The following is a 22359-nucleotide window of genomic DNA, read 5'->3' on the forward strand; positions in this document are numbered from 1 at the left end:
CGCTAATAGACCACTAACAATTCAAGGAAAGGCACCAAAGCCAGAACAAGGAAAGACCAAACCGCCAAGATCACTGACAACAAACGCCGAACAGGCAAAAAAACCACTATCCAAAATCCAGATTATTAAACTACCCTCTATCCACCTCCGAAATACCCCCCCAAAGCGCCGCAGGCAAAAAAACCAGCATGTCCGACACAACCCTGGACCTAAACCTAATCCCCTACCTGGTAGCAATGGAAGACACCCGCAACGTCAGCCGCGCAGCGGAGCAACTCGGCGTCAGCCAACCCCGCGTCAGCACCGCGTTAGGCCGCCTGCGGGAATACTTCGACGATCCGCTCTTCGTGCGGACTTCAAAGGGCATGGAACCCACACCCCGCGCGCTCGCCATCCTCCCCGCCGCCCGCGATGCGCTCCTGCGCATCGAAAAAGGCATGCTCGACGTGCAGGACTTCGATCCGGCCACCAGCACTCATACCTTCTCCCTCGCACTCTCCGACGTCGGCGAAATCGTCTTCCTGCCGCGGCTGCTGCAACTCTTCGCCGAACGCGCGCCGCATGCGAATCTGCGCTCGGTGTCGCTCTCGCCCTCGCATGTGGAACGTGGACTCGAATCGGGCGACGTCGATCTCGCCGTCGGCTATTTCCCCGATCTGTCGGGCAATAACTTCTTCCAGCAACGGCTCTTCACCCATCGGTTCATCTGCCTGATGCGCACAGGGCATCCCCTTGCGAAGGCGCCCCTCACACTGGCTCAGTACGTGGCGTCGGGCCACGCCGTCGTGCGCGCCGAAGGACGCAGTCAGGAAGTCCTCGAACATTACCTGGAAAAGAAGCGCATCAAGCGCCGCGCCGTCCTCGAAACACCGCACTTCATGAGTCTGCCGTTCATCCTCGCGCGCACCGATCTGCTCGCCACGGTGCCGCACGCCATCGGCTTCGCGTACGTGTCGCAGCATGCGTCGATCACGCTGGTCGAGCCGCCGCTGCCGTTGCCGCGCTTCGATCTGCGGCAGCACTGGCATCGCAAGTTTCATAACGATCCGCGGGCGAGCTGGCTGCGCGGTATCGTCGCCGAACTCTTCAACGACGACATGGACGAGTGGCCAAAGTAATCACACGCCCCGACCGCGAGAGGGGGCATCGACACGATGCGGCCTAAAACATGGAACAATGGCCGCACTCATTGAACCCGCGCGCTCCGTTTAGCGTCGACGCGCAATCCCAGAGGAGCGACGGATGGCCAGCAGCAAAGCGAAGAAAACCAAACCCGCGGCCGCAGTAGACCGCCCCAGCCGTGAAGAAGCTGAAGCAGCAGTACGCGTGCTGCTGCGTTGGGCCGGCGACAATCCCGAGCGCGAAGGCCTGATCGATACGCCATCTCGCGTCGTGCGCTCTTATGAGGAGTTCTACGCGGGTTATCAGATCGATCCGCGTGAGATCCTCGCCCGCACCTTTTCCGAAGTGGACGGCTACGACGAAATGATCGTGCTGAAAGATATCCGCTTCGAAAGCTATTGCGAACACCACATGGTGCCGATCATTGGGCGCGCACACGTTGCCTATCTGCCCGAGCATCGGGTGGTCGGTATTTCGAAGCTGGCGCGCCTCGTCGATGCATTCGCCAAGCGCCTGCAGATCCAGGAAAAGATGACAGTGCAGATCGCCGATACGTTGAACGAAGTGCTGCAACCGGCAGGCGTCGGCGTGATTCTCGAAGCCGCCCATCAGTGCATGTCCACCCGCGGCGTGCACAAGGCCGGCGTCACAATGGTCACCTCGCGCATGCTGGGTACGTTCCGTACCGATCCGTCGACGCGTCGCGAGTTTTTGTCGATCGTGGGCAATCCGGGCGTGGTGGCGGTCGCCAATACCTGACAGCACTTCGGTCGCACCGCGAATCAGGCTGCGGCATTAGCTGCCGCCTCACGCCGTGCTGTGTGCGGTACGCATCTGGCCGAAGGTGGCCAGCAACACCGCGCCAAGCACGCATGCAACGCCCGCAAGCTGCGCCGCACTCACAGGCTCCCGCAACACGACAGCAGCCAACGCCACCGCGCTCACCGGCACGAGCGCGGTCATGAGCCCAGCTTCCGCGCCGCTGATGCGCGCCGCCCCCGCATACCAGAGCACAAAGCCAGCCACGGTCGGCACGAGCGCGTAGTACAGCACACCGTTCAGGGCGCTCGCATTGAACGGCATACTCCAGGGCCTTTCGAAACATGCCGGCACGAGCGCCACCGCGAAGCCGATGCCGCACATCAACGCCGATAGCGGCAGCGGCGCGACCGGCGTGTGCAACTTGCGATTGAGCAGGATAAAGAGCGCCTCGCACACGATCGCCGCGAACACAAGCGCGTTACCTGTCAGCGAACTGGCGGCATGCGGCGTGGTGAAATCGTCGATACGCACGGTGCACACCAGCACGCCCAGGGTGGCGAGGCCAATCGCACCGATCAACGCGGGCGCGGGGCGCTCACCCAGCGCGAGCATGGCGACCACGGCCGACACAGCCGGCAGGGTGCCGGCAATCACGCCGGCATCGGCGGCCGAGGCGAGCTTCATGCCACTGATGAGCAACACCGTATAACCGACGCTGCCCGCCCCCGCCTGGGCGATCACGAGCAACGTATCGTGTCGATCGAGACGTGGCCAGCGTACGCCACGCCAGCGCATCACCAGCACAAATAGGGGAAACGCGATGGCAAAGCGCAGTGCGGTCGCGCTGAACGGCGGCAGTCCGCTTGCGATCGATTTGCTAACGACCACCGTGCTGCCGACGCCGATCATCGCCAGCGCGCAAAACAGGTATCCGACGTACCGTGAGCTCATGCTACTGTCCTGTTCCGTTGAACGAGCAGACACGTTAGCGGCGACGGACACGTGCAGTCTTGAACGAAATTGCAGAGAAGGCACCCGCCAAAGAGACAAGGAGCGCCATCAGATCGAACAGGAATCTGTCTGCACGAAACACCTGCGCGAATCCGGCTTACGCTCAGGCAGGACAGCCCGGCGCTGCCCGCAGGCTCATCGAGTATCCTGATCGAAATAGAATCCCACCCTGGACACGAACCGAACGCGCGCATAGATAAACGCTCTCAGGAACGCACTTTGCAACCCGGCAAAACACGCTCCCGCCGCAGCGCGGCCCAACCGTCACAACAGGAGTTCCGCAATTGGTAGAGTTTCCGTCGTCGGCGGTGTCAACCTGGGGCGGCGTGTTCGTTTTTGTGAACGTCCTGTTGACTCGGCTCGGCCTGCCGATCCCCGCGGTCCCCGTGCTGCTCTTCGCGGGCTCGGCGATTGCCGCCGGCACGCTGTCTTTCTGGCCGATCCTGTTTGCCGCCGTGCTTGGCGCGCTCATCGGCGACGGTGCGTGGTTCACCGCAGGCCGCATCTACGGCCGCAAACTGATCGCCGCCCTCGGCCGGATCTCCCCGGCGATCGATTCCAGGGTCGACAAGGCCCGCTCGCTATTCGAGCGCTTCGGCGTAGGGCTCGTGTCGATCTCGAAGTTCGTCCCCGGACTAGGACTCATCACGCCGCCGCTCATGGGCACGACCGCGGTGGACAGCCGCATCTACGCTTTATGGGACCTCGTCGGCGCCCTGGTGTGGGCCACCTTCTGGCTACTCGGCGGCGCCGCGGCGGAAAGACAATTGCATATGCTGCTCGCGTTCGTCAAAGCACGTGGCGGCACGGTACTCGACATCCTGCTGGCCGCAGCGTTGGCCTATCTGGTGTACCGCCTGCAGCAGCGACGCCGCGAACGACGCCGTCTCGCGGACGCGGCCTCCGCGGCTGCTTCGCAAGCGACACTCGCTGGATGGCGGCGCATCACGCCACCCAAGGTCCTGGATGCCCGCCCACCCGCCTCAACTGGTGAAGCGCCGCGCGCCATCCCGGGTGTGCTGGTGCTCGACCCGCACTCGCCTGAGCAGATCGACGGCGCGCTGCTCGTCTATGACATGGTGATTTATTGCATTTGCCCGGACAGCGCGACCGCCATGGAGATCACGCAACGGATGCGCCTGAACGGCTACACGCGGATCCGTGCACTGAGGGGCGGCCTCGACGCCTGGCAAAGGCGCGGGTTTCCCGTCGAACCTCTTCCGCAAACGGATGAGACCACCCGCAAAAGCAAGCAGGAGCCCTACGGTGAAGTTCGCGGCGCGGTAACGCTGCGCGGGTTTGCCCCACGACGCGGCTAAAGCACCGGGGCAAGTCCTGAGTGATCACCCCTCCTGAGAAAACGGCTTGCGTGCGACCGCCCTTCAAGCCGCATCACAGTTTGCGCAACAGTCCTGCCGCCGAGCGCATCCTCCGTTTGCGCTCCTTCTTCAGCCAGTCAAGCGCTGCATCGGTGTCGCCGGACCCAGCAAGCAAGTCCGTATTGTCGCGTAGCAACATTTCGCTTGCGACGATATCGTTCAGCGTGCCGAAACGCTTCTGGATCTGCTTTAACCGCTTCAGGGTGCGTTTGTGGCTGCCGCTCAGAACCGGCTCGAAAAACTCGAGCAGATAGCGCACTTTCTTGCCCGCCTTTCTGACGTCGTGAAATGCGGTGTAGTTGGAGCGCTTCGCTCGAGACGCACGTTTTATACGTTTCTTAAGCGAACGTTCAGAAGCGGTCACGCGCTTGTCGGCAAATTTTTGCAGCGGCACACGCTCACGGGCGGTGTTCAATTCCTTATTGGCGCTGGTCAAGGCGTCTTGCAGCAAATGTTTGACGTCCGCGTTTGAAAGCGTTTCGCGGCTCGTCTCCAACGCGCCGCCGCGCGCTGCCTGGAGCGTGGGCGTCATCTCATGCGCAACGCGCTCCTCCTGCGCAATCAGCTCGATCAGAATGTCCCAATCCCGCGTCTTGCCGGCGGCAGTGGCTAGATACTTATACAGGGCCCGTTGACGCGTATTTTCGCCTTTGTCCAGCAAGGGTTCGAACGCCCACCACAACGAGCGCAACCGCCGCAGCGACACACGCAGTTTGTGCAGCGCTTCCGGCGACGCGTCTTCGCGCACCGCGTTGGCGAGTTCGATTGCGTCGTCGACGAGGGGCGCCGCGTACGACGCAAAGGCTGCCTCTGCTGAGGGTTCCACGCCGGCCGGCTTGCTGTCCGCAGCCTGTTTATCGATTTTCCGGCTCGCCCGCTTCATCGAATGTCCTTCAGATGGCCCTTTGATGTCAGCCTAGCAAAAAAAGGTCCTGGTGGATATCCGGCGACGCGTCGCCTAAACTGCACGAGGATGTCCGCAAGGCAAATGCGCGTTGCATTGACTGCAATCCATCGCATTTGTAGCGAACACTTAGGTCGCGCGAATTCATTTGCGACCCTGGCGGCAGTTGAACCGGACAATCCGTTCCGCCGCCGATGCGCACTTCGCGCATAGTTCTTTTCGGACCGCTTATCGTCCTACCGCGCCGCAAAGACGGCAGCCGTTCCTGTAGCGCCAATCTGTATATACCTCTGCGCGAACGCCCGTCCCGCATAACGGTCACGCCATTGTCATCATTACGACATGTAGGCACCGCAGGATCGGCAGTTCCGCGACAAACTTTAGGGCTCATGCCATGCCGGAACTTTCGTACCCGCAATCGGGCGCCGCAACTGGAAAAGGGCGTCATCTCAGCCTCATCGTTTTCCTCGTCGTGATTGCGATCGGCGCTGCTTATTGCGCCGTGCATCTGGCAACCGATCTAGAACCGGTTCGCGAAGCCTCGTTCCTGCCCTATCTCCTGCTCGGATTCGCGCTTCTGATCGCGCTCGGCTTCGAATTCGTCAACGGCTTTCATGACACGGCCAATGCGGTCGCTACCGTGATTTACACGCATTCGCTCGCGCCGAACATTGCGGTGGTCTGGTCCGGCGGATGGAATTTCCTCGGTGTACTGACTTCATCGGGCGCAGTGGCATTCGGCATCCTGCAGTTGCTGCCCGTCGAACTGATTCTGCAAGTGGGCAGCAGCGCGGGCTTTGCGATGGTCTTCGCGCTGCTGATCGCGGCGATCATCTGGAATCTGGGCACGTGGTATTTCGGACTACCGTCGTCGAGCTCGCATACGCTGATCGGCTCGATCATCGGCGTTGGCTTGATGAATCAGCTGATGCACGGCGCCAACGGCACGAGTGGCGTGGACTGGAATCAGGCGCTCGGCGTCGGCAAGTCGCTGCTGTTTTCACCGCTGGTCGGCTTTCTCGCGGCCGGCTTGCTGCTGCTGATCCTGAAGGCGGTGGTGCGGGTTCCGGCGTTGTATGCCGAGCCTAAAGGCAAGGAACCGCCCCCGTTCTGGATTCGCAGCTTGCTGATTCTGACCTGCACAGGCGTTTCGTTCGCGCACGGTTCGAACGACGGGCAAAAAGGCATGGGCCTCATCATGCTGATCCTGATCGGCACGGTGCCGACGGCGTACGCACTGAACAAGGCCGTCACACCGGCAGAAACGCAGACATATCTCGCGGTCGCGCACCAGGCCTCGGCCACGCTCGCCAAATACACTCAAGGCGTGGCGCCGTCCGCCGATCCGCGTGGCGATGTCGAAGCCTATGTGCGCACGCGTCAGTTGACGCCCGCCACGGTGCCGGCCTTGCAGCAACTGACCGACCTGATCGGCCAGCAGGTCGGCGAGTCGGGATCGATAGCAACCGTGCCGCAAAACATCGTCGATAACGTGCGCAACAACATGTATGTCGCGTCCGAAGCCATTCGTCTGATGGAGAAAAGCAAGCAGCCGGCTTTCTCGGCGGCAGACGCCAAAGCTATTGACAACTTCAAGACGCAGACCGATCACGCCACCAAGTTCATTCCGACGTGGGTGAAGGTCGCGGTGGCCATTGCGCTGGGTCTCGGCACGATGGTCGGCTGGAAGCGGATCGTTGTCACCGTTGGCGAGAAGATCGGCAAGCAGCATCTGACCTATGGACAGGGCGCTTCGGCTGAGTTGGTGGCGATGCTGACGATTGGCGCGGCAGACATGTACGGCTTGCCGGTCTCGACGACACACGTGCTGTCGTCAGGCGTGGCCGGCACCATGGCGGCCAACGGTTCCGGCTTGCAATGGGGCACCGTGCGCAGCCTGATCCTCGCGTGGGTGCTGACGCTGCCGGTCTCGATCGCGCTGGCGGGCGCCTTGTACTGGCTGTTCCGGATGGTGTTCTGAAACTGCTGAAATCGCTGGTGCCGGGCGCAAGTCCGGCGCCAGCGAAGTTAAAAAAAGCGCGGCATTTGCCGCGCTTTTTTCATTCAATCGAGCCGAAGATCGATCAATAAATTTCAGGCACGATGATCGACGACGGCACCGGCTGGCGGCTGTATTCGTCGTGATAGACCCGCGCCGGCAATTCGATGAGCGGGTGCTCGATCTCGTGGTACGGCACCTGGCTCAGCAGATGGTGAATGCAGTTCAGGCGCGCGCGCTTCTTGTCGACCGCCTGCACGACCCACCACGGCGCCTCGGGAATATTCGAGCGCTGCAGCATGACTTCCTTCGCCTGCGTATAGGCTTCCCAGCGGCGCCGGCTTTCCAGATCCATCGGACTCAGCTTCCACTGCTTCAGCGGGTCGTGGATGCGGTTCTGGAAGCGGATTTCCTGTTCTTCGTCCGTAATCGAAAACCAGTATTTGAGAATCTGCACGCCGCTTCGCGCCAGCATCTTTTCGAATTCCGGCACCGAGCGGAAAAACTCTTCGTACTCGTCGTCGCTGCAAAAATTCATCACGCGCTCGACGCCCGCGCGGTTGTACCAGCTGCGGTCGAACAGCACCATTTCGCCACCCGCCGGCAGATGCGACACGTAACGCTGGAAATACCATTGCGTGCGTTCACGGTTGTTCGGCGCCGGCAACGCCGCCACGCGGCACACGCGCGGATTGAGCCGCTGCGTGATGCGTTTGATCGCGCCGCCCTTGCCCGCCGCGTCGCGCCCTTCGAAAATCACCACCAGCCGATGGCCGGTCTGCACGATCCAGTCCTGCAACTTGACAAGCTCGCCCTGCAAACGGAACAGCTCGCGGAAGTACACCTTGCGCGCCTCGCGATGCTCGGGCGTGAAGCCGTCCGCGCCATCGATGATACGGTCGTCGACCTCCATTTCGAGTTCCTCGTCGTAGGCATCGATGAGGTCCTCCTCGAAACGGCGTTGCCGTTCTGCCATGACTTCGGCCTCGGGTCTCGGATCCAGCTCTTTCATTGCGACTCTCCTGGCAACGGAAATGGTTAGGCGCGCGGCGCATACGCGTCGCGAACGGGTTCGATTATCGAAGCGCGAAGTGTCAACCGTGTTACCAGCGCGGCCGCCGCGCCTTGGGGTAACGGGTGCTCGCCGACGGTTTGCGCGCCTTATAGCTCAGCCATGATAGCGAGTTTAGCGCGGCCGCCCGGCGCTAACGCAACGGTTTCGCGAAGCTGAGTTCGTGGCCGTCGGGATCGGTGATGTGGAAATAACGCTCGCCCCACGGCGCGTCGGACGGTTCGAGCGACGGCTTTAAACCCGCTGCCAGCGCCTTCCGGTAGAGCGCGTCGACATCCGAGACATAAATGATCACGCGGCCCCACCAGTTGACCGGCGCGCGCGTATCGACGATCAGGTTCAGATACGAACCGCCGAATGCAAACGAGGTAAACGCTTCCTGCGCACCACCGAATTTGATCGGAAAACCGAGCGCTTCGTAAAACAGCACCGCGCGGGGCATATTGCCGGTGGCGAGCGTGATGGCGCTGAGGGATTCGATGCGCGGTTCGAGTGACTCTGTCGACGCTGCGGGCGAGTTCATGGCGGCTATCTCCTTGTTGGCATGGTAGCGCCAGACAGGTTCGCATGGCGTGTGTCCGCACTTGAAAAACCCGCCCGCCGCCCCGCATCTGGATTCCCGTTTATCCGGAGCATCGCCATGGGAAGCCGTCCACGCTTCATCGATGACCTGTCGCGCGCCGCATCCGACGCCCCCGGGTCCGATCCACTCACCGCTTTATCCGACGACGCCCTGCTCGACGCCTATTCCCGCACCGTGATCGGCGCGCTGGAACGCGTTCAGCAGGCGGTCGCCTTCATTTCCGTTGAACGCCGGCTGCCCGGCGCGCCGTCCGGGCGCGATAGCCGCGGCGCACGCGGCGGCACCGGTTCGGGTTTTCTGTTCACGCCGGACGGCTATCTGCTCACCAACAGCCACGTCGTGCACGGCGCCACGCACATCACCGTGACGCTCGCCGACGGCGCGAAATTCGACGCCGATCTGGTCGGCGACGACCCCGGCAGCGATCTGGCCGTGCTGCGCATCGGCTCGCCGGAGCCTTTGCCGCACGTCGAACTCGGCGAATCGTCGAAACTGCGCGTCGGCCAGATCGCGATCGCGGTCGGCAATCCGCTCGGCCTCGCGCAAACCGTGACGACCGGCGTCGTCTCGGCGCTCGGCCGCTCGCTGCGCTCGAATTCGGGCCGCATGATCTACGACGTGATTCAGACAGACGCCGCGCTCAATCCCGGCAATTCGGGCGGCCCGCTGATCAATTCTGCCGGTCAGGTGATTGGCGTGAACACCGCAATCATTCCCGGCGCGCAGGCGATCTGCTTCGCCACCGCGATCGACACAGCCAAGTGGGTCATCATGCAGATCTTCGCGCACGGCCGCGTGCGGCGCGCGTACATCGGCGTGGCCGGCACCACGAGGCCACTATCGCGCCGCGTGCAACGCTATTTCGGCCTGAGTTCGGAGAGCGGCGTGCACGTCATGGAAATCGTCAAAGGCAGCCCGGCCGCGCTCGGCGGTCTGCGCACGGATGACACGATCGTCGCGATCGATGCGCTTGCGGTGCAAGACGTCGATAGCCTGCAACGCACGCTCGATGTTTCGCGTATCGACAAGCCGGTCAACGTGACCGTGTTACGCGGCGCGCAACGGCTCGAATTGACCTTGACGCCGGTGGAGCAGACGAGCTGATTCACTCGACTGGCAGTGGTGGAAAATAAAAAAGCCTCGCACTCAATTGAGCGCGAGGCTTTTTTCTGCATGCGGCGCATCAGCAAAGACGCGCCGCTCAACTGCACTTTCAACTGCACCTAAGCGATTGAAGCCAACCGCTTACTGGATCACCCGCGTCACACCACGGCCGCGCGGATCGGCTGCCGCTTCCGGCGTATCGCCATTGACCTTGATCGCCTGGATGTCGCCGCTGAAATCCTGCCCCTTCAGCGTGTAGCCCTTGGCTTCGATCTGCTTGGCGAGCTCGCCGTCGATCGGCTTGTACGGCTCCCAGAAAATCGTGTTCGGCGGCAACAGCTGGTGATGGAAGCGCATCGCGCCCACGGCTTCCGGCAACGGCATGTTGAAGTCGTAGATGTTGTTGATCACCTGGAAGATCGACGTGAAGATACGCGAGCCACCCGGCGTGCCGATCACGAGCGACACCTTGCCGTCCTTCGTCAGAATGGTCGGGCTCATCGACGACAACGGGCGCTTCTTCGGTTCGATCGAATTCGCGTCGCTGCCCACCACGCCGAACATGTTCGCGACACCCGGCTTCGCGGAGAAGTCGTCCATCTCGTCGTTCAGCACGATGCCTGTGCGATCCGCCACCACGCCCGAGCCAAAGTAGCCGTTGATGGTGTACGTGTTCGACACCGCATTACCCCACTTGTCGATCACCGAGAAGTGCGTGGTTTCCGCTTTTTCCGGCATCGTTGTGCCCAGACCCGGCTGCACGCTCTTCGTATCCGACGGCGTATTCGGGTTCACTTCCGCGGCACGTTTGGCGATGTACGCATCGTCGGTCAGTTGCGCGACCGGCACCTTGTAGAAGTCCGGATCGCCGAGATACTGCGCACGATCGGCGAACACGCGCTTCTCGATCTCAGCGATCAGGTGCACGTATTGCGCGGAGTTCAGCGTCACGTCCTTGAAGTCGGGCGCAATGTCGGCCTTCATCTTCAGCAACTGCACGAGACCGATACCGCCCGAGCTCGGGGGCGGCGCGGTAATCACGCGATAGCCGTTCCAGTCCGCCTGGATCGGCTGACGCCACACCGCCTTGTACTGTTGCAGATCGGCCTTCGTAATCAGACCGTGACCGCGCATGGACGCCGCGATCAGATCAGCCGTCTTGCCCTGGTAGAAGTCTTTCGCGCCCTGATCCGAAATGCGCTGCAGCACCGCGGCGAGATCCGGTTGCTTGAAGTTGACGCCCTGCTTCAGGTTGCCGAAGTAGGTATCGAAGTTGGTCTTGCCGGCAAAGTCTTTCGCTGCGTCGTCGCGGCGTTGCTGCAACTGCTCGCTGACTTCGAAGCCATCGCGCGCGTAATGAATGGCCGGTGCGAGCACCTGCTTCCATTTGAGCTTGCCGAAGCGGCGCTGCGCTTGCCACATACCGTCGACGGTGCCCGGCACGCCCACCGCGCGATAACCGAACAGGCTCATGCCCTTGATGACCTCGCCCTTGTCGTCGAGGTACATGTTCTTCGTCGCAGCCAGCGGCGCGCGTTCGCGATAGTCGAGGAAGTACGGCTTGCCGTCGACATACAGCGTCATGAAACCGCCGCCGCCAATATTGCCCGCTTCCGGATACGTCACGGCAAGCGTGAAGGCAATCGCGACAGCCGCGTCGACAGCGTTACCGCCTTCCTTGAAGATCTGTTCCGCAGCGTCGGCGCTGTACTTGTCGGCCACTGCAATGGCGGACGCCGTGAGAACTGCCGGCTGCGCTTTCTCGGGCGCTTTGGCAAAGGCTGGAGTAGCTTCGAGAAAACCGCTCGAAACGGAGATGAGTGCGACCAGCGCAAGTCCGCTAACGGACGGCTTGGCGTTGTGAAACAACTTCATTGGTTATATCCCCCAAGACGACTTCTTCATCTGACGATAACAAAAGCTGCCTTGGGCTTATAACATGCCGGTCCGTCAATTGCGAAGCTATTGCACGCATATGGTGCATGTTGCAGCACACAAAAATTACCCTATCTAACGACGCTAATTGCCGCGAGTAGCCGTGCTCGAATCGGCGTCGAACACAATCGGTGCGCCGCACCACGAAGCGCAGCGCACGCTGGGTTGAACACTCAGGCGCTACCGCGGCTGCCGCGTGCGATTTCGTCGCCGGCGCCTTGCGGCAAGCGCGCGGTCACCGGAATCGACAGGAACGAGAACAAGCCGACCACGAGAAACGCCGGCCAGAAGTCGGAGAACACGATCGTCGAATGACCCTGCACGTTATGCGAGATTTGCAGCACGATGCCGGCAATCGTCACGCCGAGCCCCAACGAGATCTGCTGGATCACACTCGCCACACTCGTCGCACGGCCAACGTCGCGGCTCGGAATATCCGCATACGCCAACGTATTCAACGAGGTGAATTGCAAGGAGGGGAAGAAGCCGCCGAACAGCACCACACACCAGATCAACCAATGCGGTGTACCGGGAAAGAACAGACCGTAGACGGCAATCGCGAGTCCCGCGCAACCTGCATTGAACATCAGCACCGTGCGAAAACCGAACCGTTCGAGAATGCGCGACGCAGCCGCCTTCATGAAGATCGAGCCGAATGCAGACGCGCAGGTGATCGACCCCGACTTGAACGCGGTCATGCCCAGACCTTCCTGCAAGGCGAGCGGCAACAAAAACGGCACTGCCCCGAGGCCGATGCGAAACAGCGAGCCGCCCACCACGCTTGCGTGAAAACTCGGAATGCGCAATAGCCGCAAATCGAGCACCGGCAATTCGACGCGGTTCGCGTACAGCACGTACACCACCAGCAGCAACACGCCGATCACACACATGCTGACCGATACCGTGTTGGACACCAGTTCGCCGCCTACCAGCGAGAGCCCCAGCATGAATAGCGATGCCCCGCTCGCCGACAACACGAAGCCAGTCCAGTCGAGCCGGCCGGGATGCGCTTCACGCACGTTGGCGATGTGCTTGTTCGCGAGCCAGATACCCAGCAGGCCGATTGGAATGTTGATGAAGAAGATCAGGCGCCAGTGCAGGTAGGTCGTGATGAAGCCACCCAGCGGCGGCCCAACTACCGGCCCGAGCAACGCGGGCACCGTCAGATAGTTGACCGCGCGAATGAAGTCCGACTTCGGCACCGAGCGGAAAATGATGATGCGCCCTACCGGCACCATCATCGCGCCGCCGAGGCCTTGCACGAAGCGCGCAACCACGAAGGTGCCGAGTGACGTGGACGCCGCGCACATCAGCGAGCCGGCCATGAAGACGCCGATTGCCGTGCGAAACACCGTGCGGGAACCGAAGCGGTCAGCAACCCAGCCGCAAATCGGAATGAAGACGCCGAGGCCGATGACATAAGCCGTCACGGCGAGCTTGAGGGTGATGGGGTCCTGGCCGAGATCGCGCGCCAGAACGGGCAGCGACGTCACGATGACCGTGCCGTCCACATTTTCCATGAACATCGCACATGCGACGATCAGCGGAACGATGAAAGTGCCTAAAGCGAGAGGCATTGGCATGACGACGGGTTGCAAGGCCGTCGGTGTAAAGCTGCGATTATGGCATCGCATCGACAACAGATGTTGTTAAGTGAAGCCTTTTCGTACTTGCACAGACGACGCATTGCTATCTGTCGCCCAATAGTTGAGCGCGCAACGAAGCTGAGTTGATTGCGAAAAACAGAAGGGGAGAAAATCGACGCGATGGTGAGCCGGCATACAGTCGGCTCACCATGCAATACAGCGGTAATTCAGAAGCGAGACTTGACGAGACTTAGCGCGATGCACTGACCAGCGGTTGCAGCTGCGGCAGAATCTCGGTGCTTGCGCGAGCGACGTCGTTCGGGAAGTCGATCTCGATCCACGGCGCGCCGGTCACGTCGGCCGTGTCGAACACCTGGCTGCGTTCCAGCAGCAGGTCGCGCACCGCTTCTTCGTGCGGCATGTTGGCCCGGCCGCTATCCACGTAGCCCGCAACGATCTCCGCAAAACGTTGCGCGGTTTCCTGACGGAAGCGGAAGAAGCCCACCGATTCGCCGATGGTGTCGTAGTCGAGGTTGACGGCTAGCTGCTTGCGCAACTCGACCGGCACGCCGTCTTTCACGCACAGCTTGACGGGTTCGTCACCAGCTTCGAAGTCACGGTCGATCAACAGGCGGTTGACCGTCTCACCCTTCACCAGCGCGTTCAGAATGCGCTCGTCGTAGAGCACGTCGGCGTCCATCAGCAGCACGTCGCCGCCGCGCGTCAGCGCCTCGGCCACCGTGTGCACCGTCAACACGCTGCCCAGGTCGTAACGCGAGTTCAGGACCGTTTCCACCTTATGCGGCCAATTGATCCGCTCCAGTTCCGCCTGCACCGATTCCGGCTGAAAACCGAGCGCCAGCACGACGTCGGTCACGCCGGCGGTTTCCAGCATTTGCAGATGCCGTTCGAGCAGGCTCATGCCGTCGAACTGCAACAGGCACTTCGGGAACTGTGCCTGCGGCGGTTGCTGGAGACGCAGGCCGAGGCCCGCTGCGAGGATGATGGCACGCATGCACAGTCCTTTAAAGAATTCGGAGATTAATCGACAGCCGGAACGCGCCCCGTGGCGCGCCGCCGTTGCCAGCTTCGTTCGCTGAAGTGCAACACCAGTAGTCCAGGCAAACCGAGCAGAATTTCACGTGCGCGCTTGGCGAGCGACAACGCCAGCGCCGCATCCGGCGGCAAACCCACGAGCGGCGCGAGCAACAGATAGCCGCCTTCCTGCACACCGAGCGAGCCCGGGATCATGAACGCCGCGCCACGAATTGCCTGGCCGAGACTTTCGAGCAGCAGTGCGTCGACCCAGTCGACCGGATGGCCGAGAAAGCGCAGCGCGAGCCACACCTCGACCGTACCGACGATCCAGCCCACCAGACTCAGTGCGAAGCTTGCCGCGACGCGGCCGCGCTCGCGGTAGATGGCCTGCACGGCAGTGTCGACGGCTTCGGCGCGCGTCATCAGCGACGACCAGTCGCGCTTGCCGAACAGCTTCGAGACCACGCCCAGCAATCGACCGAACAGGCCGTGCCGCTGCGCATAGTAGAAGCCCGCGATCATCGCGCCCAGAACGCCAGTGGCAATCAGCGTAGCGGTTCGCAAATCGTGAAGCGCGCCGTGCGCGGCGTAGGCACCGAACAGCAGCAGCCCGAGCAACGCGAAGACGATTTGCGCGACCGCCTGTGCCGTGGTGCTGACGGTAACGGCTGCGGCCGCGTCACGCATGCGCATGCCGCGCTGGGACAGTTGCCGCACCATCACGACCGGGCCGCCGATCTGGCCGGCCGGCAACAGGCTATTCACCGATTCGCCGATCCAGCGTGCGAACAATGCGTCGCGCACCGTCGCGTTGTGATGCACGCCGTCATGCTGACGCTGGAACAGCACCGAGATTGCGCCGGCGTCGAGCACCAGCGGCACGAGGTGAAATGCCGCGACAAGCACGAGTCCCCAGCCGGCCGCGGCCAGCGCCGAGGCCACGGAGCCGAAACCCTGCCACGCGAGCAGGCCGACAAAGAGCGCCGTTCCGATCGACAGCAGAATCAGGGCCGCGCGTGTCATGCGGGGTCCTTGCGGCGTTTCGTCATCTGACGGAAAACCTGGCGGAAACCGAAGTACGCGATCGCGTCCTTCATGTTCGAGATGAAACGGCGCCACGGCCGCATGTTCGGGTCGGTGACGTATTCGAAGGTAAGCGACACACGCATTTCGTTTGCGCCGGCCGGCGTGATGCGATGACGCAGTTTGTCGCCGTCGAAGAACACCAGGCCGCCCGGCGGAATCTGCACCGAGCCGGGTTGATCCGGCACGTCCGGATTGCGCGTATGCAATTCGTAATCGAGCCGGCATGACGATTCGTCGATCACACCGAGCAGCAGCGTATAACGGCGGCCGTCATAGTACGAAGTATCGTAGTGCCAGCCGATGTGGTCGCCGGCCCGCGTGTAGTAGTACAGCGCGTAAGCGTGTGGATCGTCCGCAGGCGACACTTGCAGCTTGTCGCCGCTGAGTTGCTCGAGCCAGCCGATCAGCTCCTTCGAGCGATACAGTTCGGCGATGAACGGCGCGAGACGATCGATCGTATGACGGCTGACGCTGCCGCCCTGCTTGTGGCCCGGCAGATAGTTGCGGTTCACTTCGTCGAGGAGACCGCGCGCGCTCTGCACGAGCTGGGCGGTGACTTCGGGCGCAAGGAAATCTTCCAGATACAGGAACGCGCCCTGATCGGTGAAATCCTTTGAGAGACGGCGTATGTCGAACGTGCGCGTGCGGCTCGCTACGGCGCGATCGGCATTCGGCGCGGGCACGGCCGACGATGCCAACGAGGAGGCCGGCGAACGTTCAACTGAATTTGCTGCGATCACGTCGTCTTCGGCGTGCATACTCATTCACTGGCCCACATTTGACTGGTTTCAGACGCCTTGACGGGGGCGGCCGCCGAGCGTGCGGCGCGGCGCGCAACGCGCCAGTAATCGACCACCACCCAGACGGCAAACAGCGGCGCGCCGATCGACGCGACCACAACGAACGGCATGACGACGCTTGTCAGCGTGACGATGGGCAGCAGGTACAGCACGTCTTCGGTTTCGAAACCGCCGACCGTTGCCTGCTTGGTCCCTGCCTTGCCCGCCATCTCCTCGATGCGCATGCGCAGGAAGAAAATCAGCGCGACCGCAACGCCCGCCACGGCACCCAGCCAGCCGGGTGAAACTTTCAATGAGCCGACCTGCGCCGAACCGACACCCATGCCGACGAACAACATCACGGTCACGAGCGCGTCGCACGCCAGATCGTAAAAATGACCGATCCGGCTCGACTTTCCGCCGATGCGCGCGAGTTCGCCATCTGTGTGGTCGACAAAGTTCGACAGCACGATCAGAAAGGCGCCCGCATTGGCCCAGGCAAATCCGCCGTGGGCGAGACAGAGCGCGCCGGCAAGCCCGATCAGCAGGCGCAGCGTGGTCAGATGGTTCGGCGTGACCCACGTGTTGACGAGCGGCGTGACTAGTCGGCGGGCGAGCCTCGCATCCCATGTTCTGGGGGCCGGAACGTTAATTGGAATTGATGGTCGCGAATTCATAACCCGGAAATATATACGGGATCGTAAAACCTTGCTTCCTTCCTTAACGTTTTCTTAAGCGCTTATTGTTGCCGATACGTGTCAGACGCCGGGCAAGATATGCCGAATCACGTTAAAGTGCGAATCCAGTTGCGCCTGTCACGCCCGATTAGTTCGATGCGCAATGTCTTTTAGAGGTGCGGTGCATCGCCGCCACCCGTTGCGAACTCACTACATCGAACGCGGGCCGCCATTCACGTATATGAAACGCTTCTTTTCGTCCGTACTCCTTGCGCTGGCTGCCGCCGCGCTGCCGCTCAGCAGTCATGCTGCCGCTCTCGACGCACCGCTCGCCTGCAATGAGAGTGGTCATCAGTTCATTGCCGATCTCGCCCAGCAGCAGTTGATCGATCCGAAGCCAATGCGGGTCGAAAGCAACTCGATCAATGCGTTTTCGCCGGCGCAGGGCGCCGACCTGACCGCATTCGGCTTTCACGTTTTCGCGGTGGTCGGCTACGAGAAAGACGACCCAATGTTTCGCGTCGGCGACGGTGAACCCGTGGCCCGCTCCGCCTATGGCGTCGTGGTGTTCGGCAGCGAATCCAAGGTCCAGGCCGCGCTCACCGAGGCCGGCAGCACAGCGATCGTGCATCGGGTGGCGCCGCTCGTGACGGCGATTTTCTGCAAGCGGAGTTGAGGCGGCGGGTCGCGCCGCCTCACTCGCCCCCTACAACTTGATCCCCGCCGGGTCCGCCGTCAGATACCCCACCGTCGCGCCGAAGCGGTCCTTATAGTTGGCCCGCACGAGCGGATCGAGTGTCGATTGGATCTTGTCGTGCAACGGACTTTCCCAATCGCCGACATGCTGGAAGTTGCTCATCACGTACGTCCAGCCGTTGATTTCGTCGACCGCATGCAGGCCTGTCGACTCCGCGCCAGCGGGGCACGACAACACACGTGCGAGCGTTTTCGTATCGACGTTGTAAGCCCACAGAAAATTGTTGACGTGCATGCCGCTGTCTTCGCCGATAAAGAGCGTGCGCAGTTTCTCCGAGAATTTCAGGTTGTCCGGATTCGCAATGCGCTCCGGGTTCGCCGTATTGCCAAGCACGTCGGCGGACGACAGATCCTCGCCGACCAGCGCAACAGGCGCGGCCATATCCACCGGCACCCAGTCGCTGTTGATCGCGCCGCCGCTACGGTCGCGCTGGCCGCCCTTCATGTTCAGCGCGTAAACCGCACCGGCGTTGATCGCCTTGTCGATGGCGACATCGGTCGATGCGGCATGACCGCGCACCATCGATTTCTCGATGCGTGACATCGCCGAATACAGCACCTTGTCCTTGATATTGACCGTCGTGCCTTCGAGCTTCGTGAAGCCCATGCTGCCGCCCGCCAACGCTGCGTAGCGATGGGTTTCGAGGAAGGTCGCCGCCTTCGTCATGCCCGATTTGACGCGCACCCAGTTGAAGGTGCCGTTGTAGTTGATCTTCGTGTAGGTCGAATCGGCCGGGTCCTTGGTCGCGACGTCCATGATGTCGCTCGCGCTCAGCTGGTTGGCGAGCGCCTCGATTTCGTCGCTGGTCGCGTGGCCCAGATTGATCCAGGAAAGCGTTGCCGCGCCCGCCCCGCTCGACGACACCTGCGTCCACTTTGCGACATACAGCGTGCCCGCCGACAGATCGGCCTCGCGATCGGCAATGAACATGAAGAGGCCACCGTTGGTCGCGTCGTCGCCCATCAATACGGTGCGCTTATCCGGCATCACCTGAATCAGTTCGTGCGAGATGCGGCCGAGGCAGTAGTGCTTCCTGATCGTGCCAGTGCCGTCGGAATTGACGGTCACTTCCGGCAGATGGCCATAGTGATAGGGATTGGCGGTGGTTTCGTCACCATAAAGGCTTCGGCTGAAGCCCTTGAACTGACTGTTGCTTGCGATCGTCGCGGCGTCCGGCTCGTACTCTTCGCTCGACAGATGCGTGTTCCACGGCGACAGGCTCGCGCCGCAGGTGATCCACAAGCCATGCGCCTTCGACGTATCGACGTTGTGGTAGCCCACCAGCGTGAGCTTGCCCGTGGCCGGGTCCTGATCGAGCGTGAGCACGGCGATCGGCGACGGCAACTGGCCATACATCGACTTCAGACTCTGATCGCGGGTCGCGTATTCGAACTGCACGACAGCGAATACTGCATTGCCCTTAAGGCCCTTCACCGTGGGCTTGTCGAGACGAATCAGCGAACTGCCGTCCGGGCAGTCCGAATAGAACTGGCGCTCTTTGCCCGCCACCGATTTATCGACGATCGGCTGATTGTTGATATCAAAGTAGCCGCCGGCCAGAATCGTCCCGCCCTTGATGTTCGGCACCACGTCGCCGGTCACGAAAAACGGCTGGTACGCGAGCTTGAAGGTACGGCTGCTGCCATCGCTCAGTTGCACCGAGAGTGTCGAGGCGACCGTCGTTTTCGCCATCGCGGCGGGGTCCGCCAGCGTCGGCGCGGCCATGCCGCTGAATGCCGCGGAGACGAAGTTGGCCACTGGCTTGACCGGCGTCGCCGCCAGCCCGTCGCCTCCGCCGCCGCACGCGGTCAGCATCGATGCCGTTGCAAGGCCGCCTAACGGCAGCATCGGCGCACCGGCGAGGAGTTTCAGGGCCTTGCGGCGGGAAAGGTCGAACGGCTCTGCCATCTTGTCGTGATCCAGGGTTTGGGTAGCGTGGGTGAATGCACAGCCGGCACGCACTCAGACCCAAAACCGCATGGTTCACGCTCGCGCCGCTATGACGCGAGGATTCTATGAAGTGAATGTGAAAGTATATTGACAGGCTTTAGTAATATTAAATTCAGCAATTCGTTAGCTGAAACCTGTCGCCGCCGATCTAGCCTGGACGGCGGAATTCGTTTTCGACCCACGCCGCAGCACTCGCCTTGCTCAGCTTGAAGTTCGGCGCCACCTGCACTTGCGCAAGCTGTTCGCCGAACGTATCGAGCGCGGTCAGCAGCGCGTACGGCTCGTCTTCGTCGGGAACGATGTCGAGCGTGATGTCGAGTTCGTCATTGCCGTCCGCGCTGGCCACGCGCACTTCTTTGTGCAACTGGGCGCGCAGTTGCTGCTCATGGCGGCGCAACACTTCAGACGCGGTTTTCACCAGCGTGTTGAATGCCGACGTGTCCAGCGGCTTCGGATCTTTCTTGTTGCGACCCATCGTCCACGGGCCGACGAGCGCCGGTTCCGCTTCGCCGTCCTTGATCATGGCGACGGCCCAGCCTTCGTCGTCTTCGTTCTTGATGACGCGCGCGGTCCAGCCGTCATCGCGCCACAGACGCGCTTCGTGCTGGATTTCGGGCAGCGCTTCTTCCAGATGCTCGAGCGAGGTTGCGTGGATTTCGGACGCGCCTTCCGTCGGGGAGTCAGCAGCGGTGTCGGACGATGGAAGGGGGGAATTGGTCATTACAGGTTTACTCACGTTCGCGGGGCGGAAACACAACTCAAGCCTGCGATTCTACCCGCCCCACACCCACAGGACGTGGCCCTCTGACGAACGGACAAGCCAGGGCGCGCTCCTCGTCAATCGAAATAGTGCATTTCGTTATTCGCGGGAACTTATAAACCGATAATAAAACATTCGAAAAAAACGCGGCCCGAAAGCCGCGTATAAAGAGATGAAAAAGACACCCCTGGTCAGGGGGTGAAACGAATTGTAGAACTGTAATTCGCCGGGATAGAGCATACGAACTGGAAGAGTCCATTGCAGAAATCAGAATGATTCGAAAATCAGGCAACATCGCGCTCAAATCCTTACTGAATATGACACAGCGGGAGCGTCGCGATCGAGCAACACCGATAATTTGACGAACAATTACAACGCCATCGCGCACAAATATTTTTTTCTTTATTTATCCGCACTTACACAACTCTCAATCCGCTATTTCGAATTAGAAAATGCATTGTTGCGCCATACACGCTTAAAGATATAAATAGCAGGCATACACTTCGCAGCGGATCGTCAGGCAGCCGGCGCAATCGGCTGTTAGCACTGGAATGCGATTCTCTACGCACTGTCCCGGAGTTATCTAAACATGAAAAAAACCCTCATCGCAGCAGGCCTCATGGGCGCGTTTGCCATCACCGCTCACGCACAAAGCAGCGTTACGTTGTACGGCACGCTGGACGCCGGTCTCGTCTACTCGAACAACCAGGGCGGCCACAGCAATTGGCAACAAGGCAGCGGTTCGGTGTCGAACACCTACTTCGGCCTGCGCGGCAGCGAAGACCTTGGCGGCGGTCTGCACGCCATCTTCACGTTGGAAAACGGCTTCAATCTGAACAACGGCCAGGACTCGGAAAACGGCACGATGTTCAATCGTCAGGCGTTCGTCGGTCTGCAGAGCGATCAATACGGTGCGTTGACGCTCGGCCGTCAGTACGACTCCGTGGTCGATTACCTCGCGCCGCTGTCCGAAGCGGGCGCGGGCTTCGGCAACAATCTCGCCGCTCACCCGTTCGATAACGACAATCTGGACAACTCGTTCTCGATCAAGAACGCCGTGAAGTACACGAGCGCGAACTACGCCGGCCTCAAATTCGGCGGCCTGTACGGCTTCAGCAATTCGGCCGGCCAGTTCTCGAACAACCGCGCATGGAGCGCCGGCGCTTCGTACGACAACGGTCCGCTGAGCGTAGCCGCCGCTTACCTGCAACTGAACAACTCGGGTAGCTCGAACCTGAGCGGCGCAGTCTCGCAAGGCGACGGCACCGCGGCTGTCGCGGCGAACCTGCAACGCACGTTCGGTGCGGGCATCAACTACACGTACGGCCCGGCGACGGCTGGCTTCGTGTACACGCATACGCAACTGGACGGCATCACGGGCGTGGACGTCGGCGGCGTAACGCTGCCGGGTGTGGCAGGCACCAACCTGCATCTGGACAACTACGAGTTGAACGGCAAGTACGCACTGACGCCGGCACTGAGCCTCGCCGCTTCGTACACGTTCACCGACGGCAAGATGTCAGGTTCGAACGGCTCGGGTGATCCGAAGTGGCACACGGTATCGCTGCAAGGCGACTATTCGCTGAGCAAGCGTACCGACGTGTACGTGGAAGGCGTGTATCAGCACGCATCGGGCGAACTCGGCAACTTCGGTGCGAACGTGGCGGCGATCAACACGCTGGCGCCGTCGTCGACCGGCAACCAGGTTGCGGCGGCCGTCGGCCTGCGTCACCGCTTCTAGGTTTTTCCAATGGCACGTGCAGAGCGGTGTACCAGGCCGCTCTGCAACTGAACCCGCACGTGGCACGATCACGCGCGGGTTTTTTTCATGGTGCTTACGTTCTTACGTTTCGGC

The 22359-nt window shown here is 61.4% G+C and carries 19 protein-coding genes; 7 read left to right on the top strand and 12 right to left on the bottom strand.

Going from position 1 to position 22359, the window contains the following annotated elements; translation table 11 throughout:
- Positions 1-188 precede the first annotated feature (188 nt).
- Together M0D66_RS00005 and folE are read left to right on the top strand one after the other, a co-directional pair.
- Complete coding sequence (locus M0D66_RS00005) at positions 189-1118, top strand: LysR family transcriptional regulator (protein WP_211708482.1); 930 nt, start codon at positions 189-191, stop codon at positions 1116-1118.
- 124 nt (positions 1119-1242) lie between these two features.
- Positions 1243-1881, top strand: a complete 639-nt coding sequence (gene folE / locus M0D66_RS00010) for a GTP cyclohydrolase I FolE (RefSeq protein ID WP_054040621.1) — start codon at positions 1243-1245, stop codon at positions 1879-1881.
- A gap of 48 nt (positions 1882-1929) precedes the next feature.
- Here the strand turns inward: folE and M0D66_RS00015 are convergent, their stop codons facing one another.
- On the bottom strand, positions 1930-2835 hold the full coding sequence (locus M0D66_RS00015) for a DMT family transporter (RefSeq protein ID WP_093637211.1): 906 nt from the start codon (positions 2833-2835) through the stop codon (positions 1930-1932).
- 344 nt (positions 2836-3179) lie between these two features.
- Between M0D66_RS00015 and M0D66_RS00020 the strand changes: the two genes are divergently transcribed.
- Positions 3180-4214: a VTT domain-containing protein gene (locus tag M0D66_RS00020; protein WP_093637214.1), complete on the top strand. Its 1035-nt coding sequence runs from the start codon at positions 3180-3182 to the stop codon at positions 4212-4214.
- Positions 4215-4287: 73 nt separating this feature from the next.
- On the opposite strand, the gene M0D66_RS00025 is transcribed toward M0D66_RS00020, so the two are convergent.
- Positions 4288-5157, bottom strand: coding sequence for a CHAD domain-containing protein (locus tag M0D66_RS00025; protein WP_093637217.1), 870 nt, complete (start codon positions 5155-5157; stop codon positions 4288-4290).
- 415 nt (positions 5158-5572) lie between these two features.
- On the opposite strand from M0D66_RS00025, the gene M0D66_RS00030 reads away from it, so the two are divergent.
- Positions 5573-7159, top strand: coding sequence for an inorganic phosphate transporter (locus M0D66_RS00030; RefSeq protein ID WP_211708481.1), 1587 nt, complete (start codon positions 5573-5575; stop codon positions 7157-7159).
- Between the two features lie 103 nt (positions 7160-7262).
- On the opposite strand, the gene ppk2 is transcribed toward M0D66_RS00030, so the two are convergent.
- Both ppk2 and M0D66_RS00040 read right to left on the bottom strand, forming a co-directional pair.
- Complete coding sequence (gene ppk2 / locus M0D66_RS00035) at positions 7263-8189, bottom strand: polyphosphate kinase 2 (protein WP_093637223.1); 927 nt, start codon at positions 8187-8189, stop codon at positions 7263-7265.
- Positions 8190-8382: 193 nt separating this feature from the next.
- A complete protein-coding gene (locus M0D66_RS00040) occupies positions 8383-8772 on the bottom strand; it encodes a VOC family protein (RefSeq protein WP_200621760.1) in 390 nt (129 codons plus the stop codon).
- A 117-nt stretch (positions 8773-8889) separates the two neighbouring features.
- On the opposite strand from M0D66_RS00040, the gene M0D66_RS00045 reads away from it, so the two are divergent.
- A complete protein-coding gene (locus tag M0D66_RS00045) occupies positions 8890-9936 on the top strand; it encodes a S1C family serine protease (protein ID WP_093637229.1) in 1047 nt (348 codons plus the stop codon).
- A gap of 141 nt (positions 9937-10077) precedes the next feature.
- On the opposite strand, the gene ggt is transcribed toward M0D66_RS00045, so the two are convergent.
- The 6 genes from ggt to M0D66_RS00075 form a co-directional block, all read right to left on the bottom strand.
- Entirely contained in the window at positions 10078-11811 is a 1734-nt protein-coding gene (gene ggt / locus M0D66_RS00050; protein ID WP_093637232.1) for a gamma-glutamyltransferase, read from the bottom strand.
- A 233-nt stretch (positions 11812-12044) separates the two neighbouring features.
- Positions 12045-13448 (bottom strand): MFS transporter, encoded by a 1404-nt coding sequence (locus M0D66_RS00055; protein WP_200565425.1) that lies wholly within the window; start codon positions 13446-13448, stop codon positions 12045-12047.
- Positions 13449-13707: 259 nt separating this feature from the next.
- The gene (locus M0D66_RS00060; RefSeq protein ID WP_211708551.1) at positions 13708-14472 is read right to left on the bottom strand and encodes an NTP transferase domain-containing protein; all 765 of its coding nucleotides are present in this window, start codon (positions 14470-14472) and stop codon (positions 13708-13710) included.
- A 26-nt stretch (positions 14473-14498) separates the two neighbouring features.
- Entirely contained in the window at positions 14499-15518 is a 1020-nt protein-coding gene (locus M0D66_RS00065) for a flippase-like domain-containing protein (RefSeq protein WP_200652940.1), read from the bottom strand.
- Complete coding sequence (locus M0D66_RS00070) at positions 15515-16345, bottom strand: 2OG-Fe(II) oxygenase (protein WP_200621759.1); 831 nt, start codon at positions 16343-16345, stop codon at positions 15515-15517. Before M0D66_RS00070 ends, M0D66_RS00065 begins: the two co-directional genes overlap by 4 nt.
- On the bottom strand, positions 16342-17037 hold the full coding sequence (locus M0D66_RS00075; protein WP_200621758.1) for a CDP-alcohol phosphatidyltransferase family protein: 696 nt from the start codon (positions 17035-17037) through the stop codon (positions 16342-16344). The genes M0D66_RS00070 and M0D66_RS00075 overlap by 4 nt, the downstream gene beginning before the upstream one ends.
- Before the next feature lie 241 nt (positions 17038-17278).
- On the opposite strand from M0D66_RS00075, the gene M0D66_RS00080 reads away from it, so the two are divergent.
- On the top strand, positions 17279-17713 hold the full coding sequence (locus M0D66_RS00080; RefSeq protein ID WP_200621764.1) for a hypothetical protein: 435 nt from the start codon (positions 17279-17281) through the stop codon (positions 17711-17713).
- A 30-nt stretch (positions 17714-17743) separates the two neighbouring features.
- Here M0D66_RS00080 and M0D66_RS00085 read toward each other — a convergent pair whose 3' ends face one another.
- Together M0D66_RS00085 and M0D66_RS00090 are read right to left on the bottom strand one after the other, a co-directional pair.
- Positions 17744-19702 carry a PhoX family phosphatase gene (locus M0D66_RS00085; protein WP_211708550.1) on the bottom strand — a complete coding sequence of 653 codons (1959 nt, stop codon included), beginning with the start codon at positions 19700-19702 and terminating at the stop codon, positions 17744-17746.
- A 190-nt stretch (positions 19703-19892) separates the two neighbouring features.
- Positions 19893-20465: a hypothetical protein gene (locus tag M0D66_RS00090; protein WP_093637251.1), complete on the bottom strand. Its 573-nt coding sequence runs from the start codon at positions 20463-20465 to the stop codon at positions 19893-19895.
- A 628-nt stretch (positions 20466-21093) separates the two neighbouring features.
- On the opposite strand from M0D66_RS00090, the gene M0D66_RS00095 reads away from it, so the two are divergent.
- Positions 21094-22245 carry a porin gene (locus M0D66_RS00095; RefSeq protein ID WP_093637254.1) on the top strand — a complete coding sequence of 384 codons (1152 nt, stop codon included), beginning with the start codon at positions 21094-21096 and terminating at the stop codon, positions 22243-22245.
- The last annotated feature ends 114 nt before the right edge of the window (positions 22246-22359 follow it).

Origin of the sequence: Paraburkholderia sp. SECH2 (assembly GCF_030464795.1) — a bacterium.
GTDB classification, from domain to species: Bacteria; Pseudomonadota; Gammaproteobacteria; order Burkholderiales; family Burkholderiaceae; genus Paraburkholderia; species Paraburkholderia aspalathi.

Excerpts from the sequence above, each read along its gene's own strand:
- M0D66_RS00005 (WP_211708482.1), top strand. The coding sequence starts at position 189 with ATGTCCGACACAACCCTGGACCTAAACCTAATCCCCTACCTGGTAGCA.
- folE (WP_054040621.1), top strand. The coding sequence starts at position 1,243 with ATGGCCAGCAGCAAAGCGAAGAAAACCAAACCCGCGGCCGCAGTAGAC.
- M0D66_RS00015 (WP_093637211.1), bottom strand. The coding sequence starts at position 2,835 with ATGAGCTCACGGTACGTCGGATACCTGTTTTGCGCGCTGGCGATGATC.
- M0D66_RS00025 (WP_093637217.1), bottom strand. The coding sequence starts at position 5,157 with ATGAAGCGGGCGAGCCGGAAAATCGATAAACAGGCTGCGGACAGCAAG.
- M0D66_RS00030 (WP_211708481.1), top strand. The coding sequence starts at position 5,573 with ATGCCGGAACTTTCGTACCCGCAATCGGGCGCCGCAACTGGAAAAGGG.
- ppk2 (WP_093637223.1), bottom strand. The coding sequence starts at position 8,189 with ATGAAAGAGCTGGATCCGAGACCCGAGGCCGAAGTCATGGCAGAACGG.
- M0D66_RS00040 (WP_200621760.1), bottom strand. The coding sequence starts at position 8,772 with ATGAACTCGCCCGCAGCGTCGACAGAGTCACTCGAACCGCGCATCGAA.
- M0D66_RS00045 (WP_093637229.1), top strand. The coding sequence starts at position 8,890 with ATGGGAAGCCGTCCACGCTTCATCGATGACCTGTCGCGCGCCGCATCC.
- ggt (WP_093637232.1), bottom strand. The coding sequence starts at position 11,811 with ATGAAGTTGTTTCACAACGCCAAGCCGTCCGTTAGCGGACTTGCGCTG.
- M0D66_RS00055 (WP_200565425.1), bottom strand. The coding sequence starts at position 13,448 with ATGCCTCTCGCTTTAGGCACTTTCATCGTTCCGCTGATCGTCGCATGT.
- M0D66_RS00060 (WP_211708551.1), bottom strand. The coding sequence starts at position 14,472 with ATGCGTGCCATCATCCTCGCAGCGGGCCTCGGCCTGCGTCTCCAGCAA.
- M0D66_RS00065 (WP_200652940.1), bottom strand. The coding sequence starts at position 15,518 with ATGACACGCGCGGCCCTGATTCTGCTGTCGATCGGAACGGCGCTCTTT.
- M0D66_RS00070 (WP_200621759.1), bottom strand. The coding sequence starts at position 16,345 with ATGAGTATGCACGCCGAAGACGACGTGATCGCAGCAAATTCAGTTGAA.
- M0D66_RS00075 (WP_200621758.1), bottom strand. The coding sequence starts at position 17,037 with ATGAATTCGCGACCATCAATTCCAATTAACGTTCCGGCCCCCAGAACA.
- M0D66_RS00080 (WP_200621764.1), top strand. The coding sequence starts at position 17,279 with ATGAAACGCTTCTTTTCGTCCGTACTCCTTGCGCTGGCTGCCGCCGCG.
- M0D66_RS00085 (WP_211708550.1), bottom strand. The coding sequence starts at position 19,702 with ATGGCAGAGCCGTTCGACCTTTCCCGCCGCAAGGCCCTGAAACTCCTC.
- M0D66_RS00090 (WP_093637251.1), bottom strand. The coding sequence starts at position 20,465 with ATGACCAATTCCCCCCTTCCATCGTCCGACACCGCTGCTGACTCCCCG.
- M0D66_RS00095 (WP_093637254.1), top strand. The coding sequence starts at position 21,094 with ATGAAAAAAACCCTCATCGCAGCAGGCCTCATGGGCGCGTTTGCCATC.